General features: G+C 69.3%; 19 protein-coding genes. 9 read left to right on the top strand and 10 right to left on the bottom strand.

Translation table 11 applies throughout. From position 1 onward, the window contains the following. Positions 1 to 103 precede the first annotated feature (103 nt). The 4 genes from AC1RSK_RS19295 to AC1RSK_RS19280 form a co-directional block, all read right to left on the bottom strand. Positions 104 to 1216, bottom strand: coding sequence for an acyl-CoA dehydrogenase family protein (locus AC1RSK_RS19295; protein WP_492909288.1), 1113 nt, complete (start codon positions 1214 to 1216; stop codon positions 104 to 106). Continuing rightward, a complete protein-coding gene (locus AC1RSK_RS19290) occupies positions 1216 to 1827 on the bottom strand; it encodes a 2-hydroxychromene-2-carboxylate isomerase (protein WP_492909287.1) in 612 nt (203 codons plus the stop codon). The genes AC1RSK_RS19295 and AC1RSK_RS19290 overlap by 1 nt, the downstream gene beginning before the upstream one ends. A 212-nt stretch (positions 1828 to 2039) precedes the next feature. Then, entirely contained in the window at positions 2040 to 3245 is a 1206-nt protein-coding gene (locus tag AC1RSK_RS19285) for an acyl-CoA dehydrogenase family protein (protein WP_492909286.1), read from the bottom strand. A gap of 117 nt (positions 3246 to 3362) precedes the next feature. Next, on the bottom strand, positions 3363 to 4220 hold the full coding sequence (locus tag AC1RSK_RS19280) for a hypothetical protein (RefSeq protein WP_492909285.1): 858 nt from the start codon (positions 4218 to 4220) through the stop codon (positions 3363 to 3365). Positions 4221 to 4336: 116 nt separating this feature from the next. Between AC1RSK_RS19280 and AC1RSK_RS19275 the strand changes: the two genes are divergently transcribed. The 3 genes from AC1RSK_RS19275 to AC1RSK_RS19265 all read left to right on the top strand — a co-directional run bounded on the left by AC1RSK_RS19275 (position 4337) and on the right by AC1RSK_RS19265 (position 6288). Then, positions 4337 to 4627, top strand: a complete 291-nt coding sequence (locus AC1RSK_RS19275; protein WP_492909284.1) for a hypothetical protein — start codon at positions 4337 to 4339, stop codon at positions 4625 to 4627. Next, positions 4624 to 5127 (top strand): hypothetical protein, encoded by a 504-nt coding sequence (locus AC1RSK_RS19270; protein ID WP_492909283.1) that lies wholly within the window; start codon positions 4624 to 4626, stop codon positions 5125 to 5127. The genes AC1RSK_RS19275 and AC1RSK_RS19270 overlap by 4 nt, the downstream gene beginning before the upstream one ends. A 72-nt stretch (positions 5128 to 5199) precedes the next feature. After that, the gene (locus AC1RSK_RS19265) at positions 5200 to 6288 is read left to right on the top strand and encodes a sensor histidine kinase (protein WP_492909282.1); all 1089 of its coding nucleotides are present in this window, start codon (positions 5200 to 5202) and stop codon (positions 6286 to 6288) included. On the opposite strand, the gene AC1RSK_RS19260 is transcribed toward AC1RSK_RS19265, so the two are convergent. From AC1RSK_RS19260 to AC1RSK_RS19245, 4 genes are all read right to left on the bottom strand, one after another. Then, positions 6285 to 7283: an alpha/beta hydrolase family protein gene (locus tag AC1RSK_RS19260; protein ID WP_492909281.1), complete on the bottom strand. Its 999-nt coding sequence runs from the start codon at positions 7281 to 7283 to the stop codon at positions 6285 to 6287. The genes AC1RSK_RS19265 and AC1RSK_RS19260 overlap by 4 nt on opposite strands. A 5-nt stretch (positions 7284 to 7288) precedes the next feature. Further along, a complete protein-coding gene (locus tag AC1RSK_RS19255; RefSeq protein WP_492909280.1) occupies positions 7289 to 7888 on the bottom strand; it encodes a hypothetical protein in 600 nt (199 codons plus the stop codon). A 112-nt stretch (positions 7889 to 8000) separates the two neighbouring features. After that, on the bottom strand, positions 8001 to 8798 hold the full coding sequence (locus AC1RSK_RS19250; protein ID WP_492909279.1) for a hypothetical protein: 798 nt from the start codon (positions 8796 to 8798) through the stop codon (positions 8001 to 8003). A 117-nt stretch (positions 8799 to 8915) separates the two neighbouring features. Continuing rightward, a complete protein-coding gene (locus tag AC1RSK_RS19245; protein ID WP_492909278.1) occupies positions 8916 to 9275 on the bottom strand; it encodes a DUF6481 family protein in 360 nt (119 codons plus the stop codon). Between the two features lie 281 nt (positions 9276 to 9556). Between AC1RSK_RS19245 and AC1RSK_RS19240 the strand changes: the two genes are divergently transcribed. Both AC1RSK_RS19240 and AC1RSK_RS19235 read left to right on the top strand, forming a co-directional pair. After that, the gene (locus AC1RSK_RS19240; protein ID WP_492909277.1) at positions 9557 to 10231 is read left to right on the top strand and encodes a spermidine synthase; all 675 of its coding nucleotides are present in this window, start codon (positions 9557 to 9559) and stop codon (positions 10229 to 10231) included. A gap of 71 nt (positions 10232 to 10302) precedes the next feature. Then, the gene (locus tag AC1RSK_RS19235) at positions 10303 to 11106 is read left to right on the top strand and encodes a crotonase/enoyl-CoA hydratase family protein (RefSeq protein WP_492909276.1); all 804 of its coding nucleotides are present in this window, start codon (positions 10303 to 10305) and stop codon (positions 11104 to 11106) included. Here the strand turns inward: AC1RSK_RS19235 and AC1RSK_RS19230 are convergent. Then, positions 11103 to 12188, bottom strand: a complete 1086-nt coding sequence (locus AC1RSK_RS19230; RefSeq protein WP_492909275.1) for a serine hydrolase domain-containing protein — start codon at positions 12186 to 12188, stop codon at positions 11103 to 11105. The genes AC1RSK_RS19235 and AC1RSK_RS19230 overlap by 4 nt on opposite strands. Positions 12189 to 12325: 137 nt before the next feature. On the opposite strand from AC1RSK_RS19230, the gene AC1RSK_RS19225 reads away from it, so the two are divergent. From AC1RSK_RS19225 to AC1RSK_RS19210, 4 genes are read left to right on the top strand one after another with little or no spacing between them, the layout of a single operon-like run. Continuing rightward, complete coding sequence (locus AC1RSK_RS19225) at positions 12326 to 12700, top strand: hypothetical protein (protein WP_492909273.1); 375 nt, start codon at positions 12326 to 12328, stop codon at positions 12698 to 12700. Continuing rightward, the gene (locus AC1RSK_RS19220) at positions 12679 to 13233 is read left to right on the top strand and encodes an RNA polymerase sigma factor (RefSeq protein WP_492909272.1); all 555 of its coding nucleotides are present in this window, start codon (positions 12679 to 12681) and stop codon (positions 13231 to 13233) included. The genes AC1RSK_RS19225 and AC1RSK_RS19220 overlap by 22 nt, the downstream gene beginning before the upstream one ends. Then, positions 13230 to 13568, top strand: a complete 339-nt coding sequence (locus AC1RSK_RS19215) for a hypothetical protein (protein ID WP_492909271.1) — start codon at positions 13230 to 13232, stop codon at positions 13566 to 13568. The genes AC1RSK_RS19220 and AC1RSK_RS19215 overlap by 4 nt, the downstream gene beginning before the upstream one ends. A gap of 13 nt (positions 13569 to 13581) precedes the next feature. Further along, positions 13582 to 15219: a phosphatidylglycerol lysyltransferase domain-containing protein gene (locus tag AC1RSK_RS19210; RefSeq protein ID WP_492909270.1), complete on the top strand. Its 1638-nt coding sequence runs from the start codon at positions 13582 to 13584 to the stop codon at positions 15217 to 15219. Here AC1RSK_RS19210 and AC1RSK_RS19205 read toward each other — a convergent pair. Continuing rightward, on the bottom strand, positions 15216 to 15413 hold the full coding sequence (locus tag AC1RSK_RS19205; protein ID WP_492909269.1) for a hypothetical protein: 198 nt from the start codon (positions 15411 to 15413) through the stop codon (positions 15216 to 15218). The genes AC1RSK_RS19210 and AC1RSK_RS19205 overlap by 4 nt on opposite strands.

Genomic DNA, 15413 nt, shown 5'->3' with positions numbered 1-15413 from the left:
GACACCTTCTCCCACAAGGGGAGAAGGGACCCCTCACGGCAGCTGACCCGGTCTTGGCCGCCGGCCGTATGCGGTTGCCCTGCCCCGGCGGGGTGCAGAACCGTTAGAACCCCAACACCTTGGCATACCGGTCCTTGTGGAACCCGGCCCCGCCGAACAGCTGCTCGGTGACCCGGGCCCGCTTCATGTAGAGGCCGGCGTCGTGGACGTCGGTCATGCCGATGCCGCCGTGCATCTGGACCATCTCGTTGCTGACCAGATGGATCAGCTCGCTGGCCTTGCACTTGGCGAGCGAGGCAGCGGCGCGGGCGTCGCCGCCGGCGTCCAGGGTCTCCAGCGCCGCCTCGATGGCCGAGCGGGCCATCTCCAGGTCGGTGAACATCTTGGCCGCCCGGTGCTGCAGCGACTGGAAGGCGCCGATCACCTGGCCGAACTGGGTGCGGACCTTCAGGTAGTCGAGGGTGACCTCGAAGGCCTGCAGGGCGCTGCCCAGCATCTCGGCCGACAGGCCGATGCGGGCCCGGTCGAGGATGGCCTCCAGCGGGGCCCAGCCCTGGCCTTCCTCGCCGAGCAGCTCGCCGGGGGTGCCCGCAAAGGTGAGTTCGGCGGCCCCGCGGCTATCGGCCAGGGCCAGGTGCTTCACGGTGAGGCCGGCCGCGCCCTTGGGGACGAGGTAGAGTGAGATGCCGTCCGTCTCGCCGGGCTTGCCCGAGGTGCGGGCGGCGACGATGAACAGGTCGGCGACGTCGCCGTCGACCACGAAGGTCTTCTTGCCGGTCAGCTTGCCGCCCGAGGCGGTGAGCGCCGTGCGGGCCGGGTTGTGGTGCGGGCCCTCATCGACGGCCAGGGCGGTGACCACAGCGCCCTCGGTGATCTTCGGCAGCCATTCGGCTTTCTGGGCCTCGGAGCCATAGAGGGTCAGGGCGCTGGCCCCGATCATCGCCGTCGACAGCAGCGGCGAGGCGGTCAGGGTGCGGCCGGTCTCCTCGAGGATCAGGCCGAGCGACAGGTAGCCGAAGGCCGAGCCGCCGAAGTCCTCGGGCACGATCACCCCGGCCCAGCCCATGGCCCCCATCTCGGCCCAGGCGGCCGGGTCGAACGGCTGGTGGCTGCCGCTGTCGCGCAGGGCCCGCAGCTTGCCGACGGGAGACTCCGTCTGCGTCCAGGCCTTGGCCCCGTCGCGCAGCATGGTCTGTTCTTCGTTCAGGACGGCCATCAGGCGGTCTCCATCGTTCGGTGATGCACGGCCCACTCAAGGGCGGATTCGAGACGGTCGTTGCCCCAGAAGAGCTCGCCGTCGGCGGTGAGGAAGCTGGGCGAGCCGAACAGGCCGCGCTCGCGGGCCTGGGTGACATGCTCTTTGAGGCGGGCCTTGGTCGCATCGGACTGGGCGGCGTCGAACACCGCGCCCGGCGCGGCCCCGACCTCGGCCAGCAGCGGCTCCAGCACCTCCGGCTTGGAGATGTCGAGGTCGGCGACGAAGTTGGCCTGGTAAACGGCGCGGCTGAAGGCCGGCGTCCAGCCGTCGTCGAGGCCGACGATGGCCACCCGGGCCGGCAGGTACGAGTGGCGCGGGAACTGGCTGGGGTGGGTCAGGGGCAGGCCCTGCTGGCTGCAGACCCGCTCCATGTCGCGCCACATGTACTGGCCCTTGACCGGGAAGGCGTTGAACGGGCTGTCGGTCAGGCCTTGGTGCTCATGCAGCAGCGGGCCCAGCAGGAAGGGCCGCCAGGCGACGGCGACGCCGGCCTCCGCCGCCAGCCCCTCGATCCGCATGGCGGCCGGGTAGCTGTAGGTCGAGGCGAACTCGTACCAGAATTCGATCATGCGGCGGCCCCACGGAGTTCCTTCTCCCGCCTGTCGGGAGAAGGTGGCCGCGAAGCGGTCGGATGAGGGCAGCACCGGCCTTGGAAGGCGTTGCGTGACGTGCTGCTGCTGACGCTGGTGTTCATGGTCATCGGCTTCCGCTGGTGCTGCCCTCATCCGACCCCCTTCGGGGGCCACCTTCTCCCGACGAGCGGGAGAAGGGCGCTATCGCGCTACTGGTGGTCCAGCAGCCCAAGCACCCGCTTGGCGATGACGTTGAGGTTCACCTCGCTGGTGCCGCCCTCGATGGAGTTGGCCTTGGCCCGCAGCATCGACCGGATGCTCCCCAGCTCCTCGCCCGAGAAGCCGTCGCCTTCCCAGCCCAGCCCCTGCAGGCCCAGGCTCTCGACCAGCAGTTCGGTGCGCTCCTGGTTCAGCTTGGCGGCGGCGTATTTGATGATCGAGGTGGCGGCGCTCGGCCCCGCGCCCTGTTTGCTCTCGGCCTCGGCCCGGCGGATGGTCAGGGCGAAACAGGCCTGGTCCATCTTGTGGCTGGCGATGCGGCCGCGCAGGTCGGCGTCCTCGATCCGCCCGGCCTCGTCCATGCCGACGTAGGCCTTGGCCGCGTCGACGACATCCAGCCCGCCGCCGCCGCCGAAACCGCCGGCCGAGATGTTCTGGCGCTCGTACTGGAGGAGCCGCTTGGCGATCTCCCAGCCGCCGTTCAGCTTGCCGACCAGCTGCGCCTTGGGGACCTTCACGTCGGTGAAGAAGGTCTCGCAGAAGGGCGAGCTGCCGCTGATCAGCTTGATCGGCCGGGTTTCGACGCCGGGGCTGGTCATGTCGAACAGGATGAAGCTGATGCCCTCGTGCTTCTTGGAGGTGTCGGTCCGCACCAGGCAGAAGATCCAGTCGGCCTGGTCGGCGTAGGAGGTCCACACCTTCTGGCCATTGATCAGGTAGTGATCGCCCTGGTCCTCACAGCGGGTCTGCAGGCCGGCGAGATCGGACCCGGCGCCGGGCTCCGAATAGCCCTGGCACCAGCGGATCTTGCCCTTGACGATATCGGGCAGGAACCGCTGCTTCTGGTCCTCGGTGGCGTACTCCAGCAGCACCGGCCCCAGCATCCAGATGCCGAAACTGGCCAGCGCCGGCCGCGCCTTGATCCGCCGCAGCTCGCTTTCGAGCACGCGGTTCTGCTCCTTGGAGAGCCCGCCGCCGCCATAGGCCTTCGGCCACATCGGCGCCGTCCAGCCCTTCTCGGCCATGCGGTCCATCCAGACCTGGATGTCGGGGTTGGAATAGCTCGCCTTGCGCCCGCCCCAGGGGGTGTCGTCCTCGCCGGCCGGGCCGTTCAGCGACGGCGGGTAGTTGGCGGCTAACCAGGCGCGGGTCTCCGCGCGGAAGGTTTCGAGTTCGGTGGCGCCGAAGTCGGCCATGGCGTGGGTCTCCCGCGAAGGTTTGCGTCCGGCGTTAGGGGGCCGGTTCGGGCGGGAGATTAGCGGGGGGAAGGGGAGGGGGGAAGGGGATTCAAACGGATGTTTGGCGGGTGTCATCTAGGGGAACTTGATCAGGTGGTCTTTTAGTTCCTGTCGGTCGGCCGCACTGAGTTGAATGTTATCGATCACCCATTGGATGACAGCCTTGGCGGTCTGGCGCGTATCCGAGGCCGGCTGAGAATTTTCGAGGCGTTCGCACCACTCAGCAATCGGCGGGTTTGTAGAGGACGAGCGCCAAGACCTAATCGTGTGGCGCGCATCAGGAAAGAAGGGGGCGTTTAACCTGGAAAGCGGCCAGCGTCGGCGGCTGCTGGATTTCAATGCAGCGATCTTTTCCAGAGGGCCTTCGTAGAGATGCCAAAGCGCCGGGTTGCCTTCCAAGCCCTCGACCCAATCAATTTCCCGCCCATCACTGAGACGCTGTATTAGGGGTCTCGCATGTCGCCGAGCCCAGTAAATCAGCTGGTCGGCTCTAAACAGATCATCAAAAAGCAGAGTGTACCCGTACGTCCCGTATCTGTTGCTGGCACTCCCATACTCATTTAGTCGGTTGAAAAATTTTTCATCCGGATAGTCATGCCAGAACTCGATTCCTGAAATTTTGGGCTTCTTAAATTTCGGTGGGGTGAGGCGCGGATCAATGGATCTCACCAGAGCGAGCAACTCAATAATATTGTGTCCGCCAGATTTCGCTGATTTTCCATTCATAAGAAGTATTGTTTTTAGATACTTTTCGGTAGCGTGCAGAAGGAGCCACCAAAAATCCCAGTCTCTCTGTTCGAAGAAGGAAGCGCGACTACTGATATAGTTTTGATCGGCAGTGCTTAGGAACATCCTGCTCGCAATGCCATTTGTGAATGGGCGAATTGAGTCCATGGAAGCGCTCTGAATTTCCCTTCGGGTGACCTTGAACATGCATCATGTTGGTTGGGCTTCGCTCTGCCAAGGCACCGAGATTCGACCAATCGTCCAGCACCTGCCCGCATCGTCTCGCAGTTGACGGTCCGCTACGCCCCGTTCAGAATCCCCACATGGACCTGCCCGCCGACGACCTCATAGATCTGAGCCTGACCGCAGCCCGGCAGATCGTCAAAGACGGCGTCGAGGAGGTCGATGTGCGGTCCGGCGTCGATTTCAGCGACCGGCCGGCCTACTTCATCTCCTTCCGTTTCGATGATGATCGCCACCGAGCCCGCGCCTCGCTGCTGAAGACGCGGCTGTCGCAACGCATCCGTGACGAACTCATCACGCGCGGTGACGGACACTATCCCTTTGTTCGCCTGCTGCTGGCCAAGGACTGGGCCATGCGGGGGGACATTTGAACCCCGCCGAGCTGCTGGACGTCGCCCGGCTGCTCAGCGATCCGGCTTCCGTGGCCGTGCCTTCCGACTCACAACTGCGCCGGGCCGTTTCGACCGCCTACTACGCCGCCTTCCACGCCGTCCTTGGCGCGGCGGCCGAGCGGTTCATGGGAGCGGGGGCCGCTGATCGGCCGGGCTTCGCCTTGCTCTATCGCGGGTTCGGCCACGAACAGATGCGGCGGCTGTGTATCGAGGTGGACAAGGCGGTCCTTGGCGAGAAATTCCAGCGCCAGCTCGGCCGCCAGTCCATCGATCCTCACCTGCGCGCGTTCGCGGCCGACTTTGTCGCGTTGCAGCAACTGCGGCATCAGGCGGACTACGACCCCCATGCGCGGTTCGTCCACAGTGACGCGCTGGACGCGGTCGCCACGGCGGAGCGGGCGGTCCAATCCCTGCTCGACGCCCCTGCGGAGGACCGGACGGACTTCCTGGCGCTCCTGCTGGCTAACGCGAGAGGTTGATCGCGCTCGCTCAGCGTCTGTCCCCGCGCTAGTCTCCCCAGCTGTCACCGTCTCCCGAAAGCGTACCCCACCATGACCGACCAGGACGACCCCACCGGCCTGCTCGCCAGCCCCGACCTCGCCCACGTCCTCGAATCCGATCGCTTCCGGCAGTTCCTCGACCAGGTGCCGATCGCCATCGCCGTGTCCAACCTGCGGCCGGACGAGCACATCTGTTACGCCAACATCGAGTTCGAGCGGCTGACCGGGCTGGCCGCCGCCGGCCTCGAGGGACGGCCCTGGTCGGCGCTGCCGGGGGCCGCCACGCGGGACGCCCGCCCGCTGGCCAAGGCGGTCACCGAGGAGAGCGAGTACATCGGCGTGTTCGCCTTCGAGCCGGGCGGGGCGGCCGCGTCGGTCGACGTCTGGAGCAACCTGATCGAGGACGAGGGCGGCGAGGCGGTGTTCCGGCTGATCGCCCTGGTCAGCGCCGACGGGCGCGGCGAGGTCGACCTCACCGCCTACGAGATGCGGATCAAGGAGAAGGACACCCTGCTGCGCGAGCTGCAGCACCGGGTGGCCAATAACCTGCAGATGATCACCGCCCTGATCCGCATCGAGGCGCGCAACGTCTCGGAGGCCACGGACGGGGCGCCGCACGACGACCGTTTCGACCGGCTGGCCGGGCGGATCGAGGCCATGGGGCTGCTCTACCGCTCGCTGTCGGGCGAGGACGCCGACGACACCATCGATCTTGGCACCTATCTGTCCGGCATCGCCGCCTCGGTGATGCAGGCTCACGCGGTGGAGGGCATCCACCTGAACCTGCAGGTCGACACCTGGCCGGTGTCGATCAATGTCGCCATGCCGACCGGGCTGGTGGTCAACGAGCTGCTGACCAACGCCCTCAAGCACGCCTTCGAGGGGCGGACGGGCGGGACCATTACCTTGAAATGCCTGGTCGAGGAGAGCGGCTGCCGGGTGGTGGTGGCCGACGACGGGGTGGGGCTGGCCGAGGGCGTGGTCTGGCCGCGCAAGGGCAAGCTGAGCAACCTGATCGTCCAGTCCCTGCGCCAGAACGCCAAGGCGCGGGTGGAGATCGAGACCGCGCCGGGCGAGGGCATGCGGGTCACGGCATGGTTCACGCGGGAGAATGCGCTGGACCCGGCGCCGCCGGCCTAACGGTTTGACGCCACCGCGATCCAGTCGACGGCCCGGTCGAACTCCAGGCCTGTCTGGTTCGGATCACCGCCCGGCGTTTGCAGGAAGTGATCGGCGCCCGGAACCCGCCGCAGGGTCACATCGCGGCCGTGAGCCAGCAGGGTGGCGTAGGCGACCTCCGTCGACAGGATCGGCACGCTCTGGTCCGCGTCCCCGCTGAGCAGATAGACCCGCGCGGCGCTGCGCATCAGCTCGTCCGCCGTCGAGACCCGCAGGAAGGATGACCAGCGGCGGTAGGGGTGGCCCCAGGCGAGGTCGTCGATGCTGTCCGGACGTCCGTTGATCGCCCGGACCTGGGCCTCGAGTTCGGCCAGCGCCCCGGCGCGCTGGATGGCCGGCTCGCGGTAGGTCAGGGCGATGAAGTCGAACAGCTGGGTGGTTCCGGTCGCGCCCATGGCGACGACATCGGTGACCTGGCGATCACGGCCGGCCAGCATGGCCGCCATCACCGCGCCCTCGGACATGCCGAAGACGACACGCCGGCCGCCGGCCGCGGGGGCGTTGGCCTGGGCGGCGCGCATCGCCGCCTGCAAGGCCGCCAGCCAGCGCTCGGCGGTGAACTCGCGGTTGAAGTCGGCGCCGCAATCGGTCGCCGTGCCGCTCCAGGCGCCGGGAGACCTGTTGGCGAAGGGCTTGTCGACGACGACCACGGTGAAGCGCTGCTTCCCCGCGATCCGCAGGGCGCCGTACACGGTGCTGCCCCAGTTGCCTCGGCCGTCGTCGATGAAGGCCGGCTGGCAGCCGGAGCCCTGGATGAGCAGCAGCAGCGGCGCGCCGGGCTCACCCGGGCTGAGGAAGTAGCGGATATCGCGGCCGAGCCGGTCGCGGGTGTGGAATTCGGAGAACGGCAGGCCCTTGAGGGGTTTGCCGACCCCCTTGGGCGCCGCCTCGCCGGCTGGCGCGAGCGCCAGCGCAAGCACGAGGCCGATCGCCGCGCCGATCCTGCCGCCGGCCATCGGCGCTAGGCCGCCTTCTTCGCCGCCGAACAGCCCTTGGCCAGGTCCGCCTTGGTCAGGTCCACCGCCTCCATCAGCGCCTGGTTCAGCAGCCCGGCCGTCTCGCCCTTGCCGCCCACCCAGTTGATGGCTTCCTTGCCGCCCCGGTAGATGTTCTCGCCCAGCGGGCCGCCCGCATAGCGGTAACGGATGCGGAAGACGACGCTGGCCGCCTTGCTGGTGCTGACGGCGAAGACGTAGCTCTTGAGGATCTCGACATCGAGGATCAGGTCGGCTTCGGCGGCCGTGTCGACCAGCGACCAGCGGGCGTCGCCCTGCAGGGTGACCAGGCCCGACTTCACCCAGCCGGGGGCGTCCGAGGACAGCACCGTGCCCATGCCCATGTAGCCCATGGTGGTGGTGTCCGACCGCTTGTCGGCGACGCCGGCGATGTGCAGACGGCAGGGAGGGATCTTGCCGGGCTTGGGCGGTGTCGGGGCCGGCGGGCCCACGGCGGCGGTCATGTCGAGGGGAACGGCCGGGGCGGAAAGGGCGACGCCGGCCGGGGCCGACAGGCCAAGCAGCAGCGCGAGCGGTCCGGCGATGAAGGCGGAACGGTGGGTCATCTTGGGGCTCCGTCGGGACGGGGCGGGGGCCTTGGAGGGGCGCCACGCCCTGGTCGCGGTCCGATAAGGAAGAATGGCCAGGAACCGGCAGGTCCCTGGCCAATCGCTGGTCCTACTTGGCGGCGACCGGCGGCGGCGCGCGCTGGATGTCCATGGCCAGCTTGCCGGCCACGGCGGCGGAGCCGACGTCTAGGGCTTCGCGGATGGCCTTGCCGTTGTTGGCCGACCACATGGCGATGTTGGTCTCGCGCTTGCCGGTCGCGCCCGGCAGCATGGTCACATAGGTGAAGGTGTTGCGGTACAGGGCGTTGCCCGGGAAGTAGGCGAACTTGGCGTTGCCGCCCTTGGCCGGCTTGAAGGCGTTCAGCGCGGCGCTGTTGGCGAACAGGTCGGCGTTCAGGGTGACGGTCACCGAGGCGGCGTCGCTGGAGAACTGGTAGTCGGCGACGGTCATCAACACGGCGCCCGACTTGGAGCCGGTGATGGCGTTGTCGATGCCGGGACGGAAGACGTCCTTGCTGACCCGCACGCCCTCGACCTTCAGGAAGCTGACCTGCGACAGCGACTTCTGCAGATCGGCCTTCAGCACGCCGTCGAAGTCGTAGTCGACGATGGCGTCGCGGGCCGGCTTGACCGCTTCCTGGGCGGCCTGGGTGTTGGCGGCGTCGATGCCGGCGGCGACCAGCGCGCCGATCATGCCGCCCTGGCCGCCGGCGCTGACCGGCGCGATGTAGACGTAGATTTCGCTCTGCTTGACCGGCGCCACGACCTCGGTCGAGGGGATGGCGTCGCGGGCGGCGGCGGCCAGCGGCACGTTGACCGGCGTGACGGTCACGCAGGCGCTCAGGCTCGCGCCGCCAAGCGTCAAGGCGCAGGCGAGCAGAATGGTCTTGAAGCTGTTGGTACGCATGAAGGCCCCCCAGGCCGAAGAAAAGCACAACCGGGGGCGATCATTCGCCCCCAATTACCCGGCAGTAGCAGCCGGGCAAGGGGAGGCCAAGTGAACTTCTTATGCAGGCCTGGCGGCCTAGCGCCGCGCCTTGCGGGCCGCGTACTTGGCGTCGCGGGCGGCCTGGGCCTCGGCCTTGGTCAGGGCCTTGCGTTCCTTGCGTTCGCCGCGCTTGGCGTCGAGGGCGGCGGCTTCGTCGGCGGCGCGGGCCGCTTCGGTGGCGGCGGCGGCGTCAGCCTGGGCCTGCTTGCGGGCGGCCTTTTCGGCTTCGCGGGCCTCGCGCACCCGGGCCAGTTCCTCGGCCTTCTTTTCGGCGCGGGGTTTCAGGGCAGGGTCGGTGACGGTGGGCTTGGGCTTGAAGCGGGCGAGCAGGGCGGCCTTGGCGTCGGCGGCGGTCTTCTGGCGGTCGGCGAACGTATCGCCCAGGGCGTTTTTCATCAGGGTCCTTGAAGAGGAGCGGGGGCAGCGACGGAGGAAAAAACCTCACGCCATGTTCACAACGCGCCAGAAAAGCCGTGGGGGCCAGCGGGCGTCGCAAAGTCGTTTGAAGGTCACCGATCCGAAGAGCTGGGCCGATGTGCGAGCCTGTAGGGTGCGTTTTTCAGGGCCTAAAAGCAAGGAATATTGCCGAACGACTTGTCGGGCGCCCCGAAATCTTGCCGAAAATTGCCCCGTCCGCGGCGCTTTTCGGATGCCTCCGCCGCCCCTATACCGAGCCCATGATCCCCTGGCTTCACCTCTCCACCGCGACCATGCCCGGCGGCGGCGGAACCCTGCGCCTGATGCAGCGTGGCCAGGAGTTTTCGATCATGACCGAGGGCGGCATCGAGCTGATGAACAGCCGCCTGAGCGGCTCGGAGCAGGCCCTGGCCCAGCTGACCGCCGAGCGCTTGGCCGGCCGGGCGGCGCCGCGGGTGCTGATCGGCGGCCTGGGCATGGGCTTCACCCTGCGGGCGGCCCTGGCGGCCTATCCCAAGGACGCCCGCATCGTCGTCGGCGAGCTGGTTCCCGAGGTCGTCGACTGGGCCCGGGGCCCGATGGCGGCGGTGCATGAGGACAGCCTGGACGATCCCCGCGTGAGTATCGCCGTCGGCGACGTGCGCCGGCAGATCGCGGGGGAGGGCGTTTGGGACGCCATCCTGCTCGACGTCGACAACGGTCCCGAGGGCCTGACCCGTCGCGCCAATGACAGCCTCTACGACACCGCCGGCCTGGCCGCCGCCCGCCAGGCCCTGACCCCCGGCGGCGTGCTGGCCGTCTGGTCCTCGGCCCCGCACGCGCCGTTCAGCAAACGGGTGCGGGCCGCCGGCTTCGCGGTCGAGGAGCTGAAGGTCAAGGCCGGCCCCGGCCGCCGCAAGGCCAGCCACGTGATCTGGCTGGCGGTGAAGCGGTAGAACTGGAAAAGCCTCTTGCTGACCCTAACGGCGCCTCTGTCAGGATCGCGCCAAGCTCCGGGAGAAACACCATGACCGACCGCGTGACCGTCGACATCCAGGACGGCGTCGCCGACGTCCGGATGGTCCGGACCGACAAGATGAACGCCCTCGACGACGCCATGTTCGCCGCCCTGATCGCGACCGGCGAGCGGCTGAAGACCGAGGCGGGGGTGCGGGCCGTGGTGTTGTCGGGCGAGGGGCGGGGCTTCTGCGCCGGGCTGGACATGGGCAATTTCGGCAAGATGGCGTCCGGCGAGCGCAGCGGCGGCGCCGGCCTGGTCGACACCCCGCGCACGGCCAGCGGCGCCAACCGGGCCCAGAATGCGGTGATGGTCTGGCGCGACATCCCCGTGCCGGTGATCGCCGCCGTGCATGGCGTGGCGCTGGGCGGCGGTTTCCAGCTGACCCTGGGGGCCGACATGCGGTTCGTGGCCCCGGATACCAGGATGGCCGTGCTGGAGATCAAGTGGGGCCTGATCCCCGACATGGCCGGCGTCGCCCTGCTGCGCGGCCTGGTGCGCGACGATATCGCCCGCGACCTGACCTACACCGGCCGCATCTTCACCGGCGAGGAGGCCTATGGCCTGGGCATCGCCACCCGCGTCTGCGCCGATCCGCTTGCCGAGGCGCTGGCGGCGGCGCGTGAGATCGCCGGCAAGAACCCGGCCGCCATCCGGGCCGGCAAGCGGCTGATGAACCTGATGGCCGACGGCGACCAGCAGGCCATCCTGCTGGAGGAGAGCGTCGAGCAGGGGGCCCTGATCGGCTCGCCCGGCAACATCGAGGCGGTGATGGCCAACATGGAAAAGCGGGCGCCGGTCTTCCAGGACTAGCCGAGCACCGCCAGGGCGACATCCGCCGCCAGGTCGCCGACCGGGGCGGTGTTGGTGTTGCCCAGCGCGACCACCGTCAGCTTGGCCTCCAGCACGCGGAACAGCAGGGTGTTGACGCCCATCAGGCTGCCATAGCGCTCGGCTGTGCGCAGCTTCTGGCCGGCGACCTTCAGGGTGCGGATCCACTGGCCGAGGCCATAGTCGTCCAGACCCGGCGTCAGCATCAGGTCCAGCGAGCCGGGGCTGAGCAGCCGGCCGCCGTAGAGGGCCTCCGCGAAGGCGGCCAGGTCGTCGACCGTCGAATACATGGCCCCGGCGGCGTAGAGGTTCTCGATGTAGAACGGCAGCTCACCGACCAGGGCCGCGCCGGGCTCGGGCTGGAAATAGCTGTCGGCCAGGGCCGGGATGATCCGGTCATGCGCCGCCAGCCCGGTGGCCTTGAGGCCAAGCGGCGCCAGCAGGTCGGCCAGGGCCGCCTCATAGCTCTTGCCGCACAGGGCCTCGATGACCTTGCCGAGCACGAAGTAGTCGCCGTTGTTGTAGTCAAACGCCGCGCCGGTCGGCCGGACCAGCGGACCGCTGGCGAAGGTCTCGACCAGGGCCTGGCTCGATCGAGGCTGCTGGAAGATCGGCATGCCCTCGCGCAGCGCCTGTTCGTAGCTTTCGACGGTGTTGGTGTTGGCCAGGCCCGAGGTGTGGTTGAGCAGGTTGCGGATCGGCACGGCCTCGGCCCCGTTGCCGGCGTACTTCGGCAGATAGCGGGAGACCGGCGCGGCCAGATCGAGGTGGCCACTGTCCCGCAGCCGCAGGATCAGCACGGCGGTGAACAGCTTGGTGATCGAGGCGATCCTGTAGCGGTGGTCCGGCGAGGCGGCGACCGCGAACGGCCGGTTGGACTGGCCGTAGGCGGCGCGGTGCAGGGCGCGGCCCCCATGCCGGACCAGCAGGGCGCCGCTGAAGCCGCGCTTGGCGGCCAGCTGGTCGATGGCCGAGGCCGAGGGAACGGCCGCCGCGCCGGACAGGGGCGCCAGCAGGGCCAGAAGCCCGGCCTGCCGGCGGTTGAGATGGGAGGGTTGGGTCATGACGCGTCCTTGCTTTCGGCGGTTGGACGAGGCGTCGAGGGCGGCTGGAGGCAGGGCGGATATCTTTTTTCGAGGGCGCCTCCACGGGGCGTCCTGGAAGCGTCTAGGGTCCGTGGCGCGGCATGTGGGAGATGGGCATGGGTCTGGCGATGGTCTGGGGCTTCCTGGCGCTGGTGGTGGTCTGCGTGACCCTGGCGAGTCACTTCGGCCGGTTGGAAACCGAGCGCACCCTGCGCCAGGCCATCGACCGGGGCGTGCCGCTGGATCCGCCGACCATCGAGCGGCTGAAGCGGGCGGCCAGCATGCCCTGGGCGGTGCGCCTGATCGCCCTGGGCATCGTGGTGCTGTTCGTCGCCGTCGGCCTGGCCGCCTTCGCCGGGGTGCTCGGCTTCCATGAGCCGGAGTCGCTGGCGCCGCTGCTGGCCATCGCCCTCTTCGTGGCCTTTGTCGGCGGGGGACTGCTGGCCACTGGGGTCTGGCTGCGCCGGGAATGGAAAGAGCCAGTCCCCTGAGCGGCCCCGATCCGGCGGATGAGGCGCGGCTGGTCCTGCTGGCCGTGGCCGGCGACACGGCCGCCTTCGAAGCCCTGGTCGCCCGCCACCAGCCCCGGCTGCGCCAGTTCCTGCGCCGGGCCAGCGGCGACGCCGCCCTGGCCGACGACCTGACCCAGGCGACCTTTCTCAAGGCCTGGCGGAATCTGGCGGCTCTGCGCGACGCGGCCGCCTTTGGCGGCTGGCTGCGCCGCATCGGCTTCAACCTGGCCATGGACGCCGCCCGGCGGGCGGGACCGGCGATATCGCCGCTGGCGGATGATCTCGCCGGCGCCCACACGCCGGCCTCGGAACAGCGGCTGGACCTGGAGGCCGCCCTGCTCCAGCTGAGCTTCCCGGCCCGCGCCTGCGTGCTGCTGCACCACGGCGAGGGCCTGAGCCACGGCGAAATCGCCGCCGAGACCGGCATGCCCATCGGCACCGTCAAGTCGCACCTCGCCCGCGCCACCGCCCAGCTGCGCAAGCGCCTCGCCCCCTGGAGGACGGAACCATGACCGATGCCTGGCTCGCCCAGAAACTGATGGACGACGAACCACCCGCCGACCCGGCCTTCACCGCCGGCATCCAGGATGCCCTGCGACGCGATCTGCGGGGCGAGCGCCGTCGGCGGTGGCTGTTGGCCGCGGGCCTGGTCCTGGCGGCCGCCGTGGTCATGCCCCTGCCGCAGCTGGCCCTGACCCGGATCCAGACGCTGGGTGGGTGGGGAAGTCTGGCGGTGTGGGTTCCCTTTTGCGTGCTGACGGGCCTGGTCACCCTTCTGCTCGCGCTCGGCCTGTCGCAGGCGCTGCAGGGCCCCCGGCGTCTGGCGGCGCACGGCAACTCCCGCTAAGCCTGCGCAGTCGATGCGCACCTCCGAGCTCCGAACCGCCGCCCTCGCGATCGCGCCGACTCTGTCGGCGGCGGCGGCGCTGTTTGGCGGCTGGCTGCTGTTGGCCTCCGGCGCGACGCCGACCGATCCCGAGCGCCTCAGCTTCCTGTTGCGGATGAGCGAGCCGGCGGTCATCGACGCCAGCCACTTCGCCTCCTCGCTGCTCGGCATCTTCCTGATCCTGCTGGCCTTCGGCCTGCGCGCCCGGCTGGGGGCGGCCTGGGCGGCGGCGGTGGCCTGCCTGGCGGTGGCGGCGGCGCTGGCCCCGCTGAAGGGGATCAACCTCGAAGAGACCGGCATCCTGGTCCTGCTGCTGCTGATGGTCGCGCCGTTCCGCGCCGCCTTCACCCGCACCGCCCGGCTCAGCCGCATGGAGATCACCCCCGGCTGGCTGTTCTCGGCTGCCGCGGCGGTGATCGGGGCCGGATTGCTGGGCTGGTGGTCGTTCAGCAACGCCCAGTACGGCGACCGCCAGGTCTGGCGGGTGATGTTCGACGCCGACGCCGAACGGGCCATCCGCAGCTCGGTCGGGGCCGGAATCCTGCTCCTGGCCGTCGGCGTCTGGCGGCTGTTCGCCACCCCGGCCACGCCCGCCGTGGCCGGCGAGGACGATCCGGACTTCGCCCGGGTGCGCGCCATCCTGGCCAACGCCGAGAGCGCCGAGGCGGAGTCCAACCTGGCCCTGCTCGGCGACAAGCGGTTCCTGTTCTCCGCCAGCGGCGAGACCTTCCTGATGTTCGGGGTGCGGGGCCGCAGCTGGGTGGCCATGGGCCCGCCGGTCGGCCGCCGCGACGAGCATATGGAGCTGTTCTGGCGCTTCCGCGAGATGGCCGACGCCCACGCCGCGCGGCCCTGCGTCTACGCCCTGGAGCCCGAGGACCTGGTCGATGTGGTCGAGCTCGGCTTCTTCATCCAGAAGACCGGCGAGAGCGCCCGCCTGCCGCTGGCCGACTTCTCTCTGGCGGGGCGCCGCCGCGAGGTGCTGCGCCGCAACTGGCGCAAGGCCGGCGAGGCGGGCGCCACCTTCGAGGTCGCGCCGCCCGGCGCGGCGCCGATGGACGAGCTGCAGCGCATCTCCGACGCCTGGCTGGCCGAACACACCGGCGGTGAGAAGGCCTTCAGCCTGGGCGGCTTCATCCCCCGCTACGTCGCCGAGTTTCCCGTCGCCCTGGTCCGCGTCGATGGCCAGATCGTCGCCTTCGCCACCCTGTGGCCGACGGCGTCCAAGTCCAGCCTGTCGATGGACCTGATGCGCTACGGGGCCGAGGCGCCGAAGAACATCATGGACTTCCTGTTCGTCGAGCTGCTGTCCTGGGGCCGCGAGCAGGGCTACCTGGCCTTCGACTTCGGGGTCGCGCCGCTGGCCGGGCTGGAGGACCGCCCGCTGGCCCCGATCCTCAGCCGGGTCGGCCGGCTGCTCTTCGAGCGGGGCGAGGACTTCTACAATTTCCGGGGCGTGCGCCGCTACAAGGACAAGTACGACCCGCTCTGGCGGCCGCGCTACATGGCCTGTCCGCACAAGTGGCAGGTTCCCTTCCTGCTGGCCGACATCGGCCTGCTGTCGTCGGGCGGCGTGGCCGGGATGATGGGGCGGCCGAAGAAGGACGCCTAGCGCGTCATCGCGAAGCCGAGCAGGGCGGCCAGGTGGACGCCCATCATCGCCGTGCCGGCGGCGAAACAGACCATCAGCGGCCGCCAGGGGATCATCCGGGGGCCCTTGACCAGGTTGGGCGGCAACGACCCGCGCCAGCCGGCGAACAGGGTCAGGCCGGCCAGGGTCGCCAGGAGGATGAGGGTCAGGGTCAT

The organism is Caulobacter sp. GW821-FHT11A05, assembly GCF_058809015.1.
Note: the sequence above shows the minus strand (reverse complement) of the source record. Positions and strands in the feature narration are given on the sequence as shown.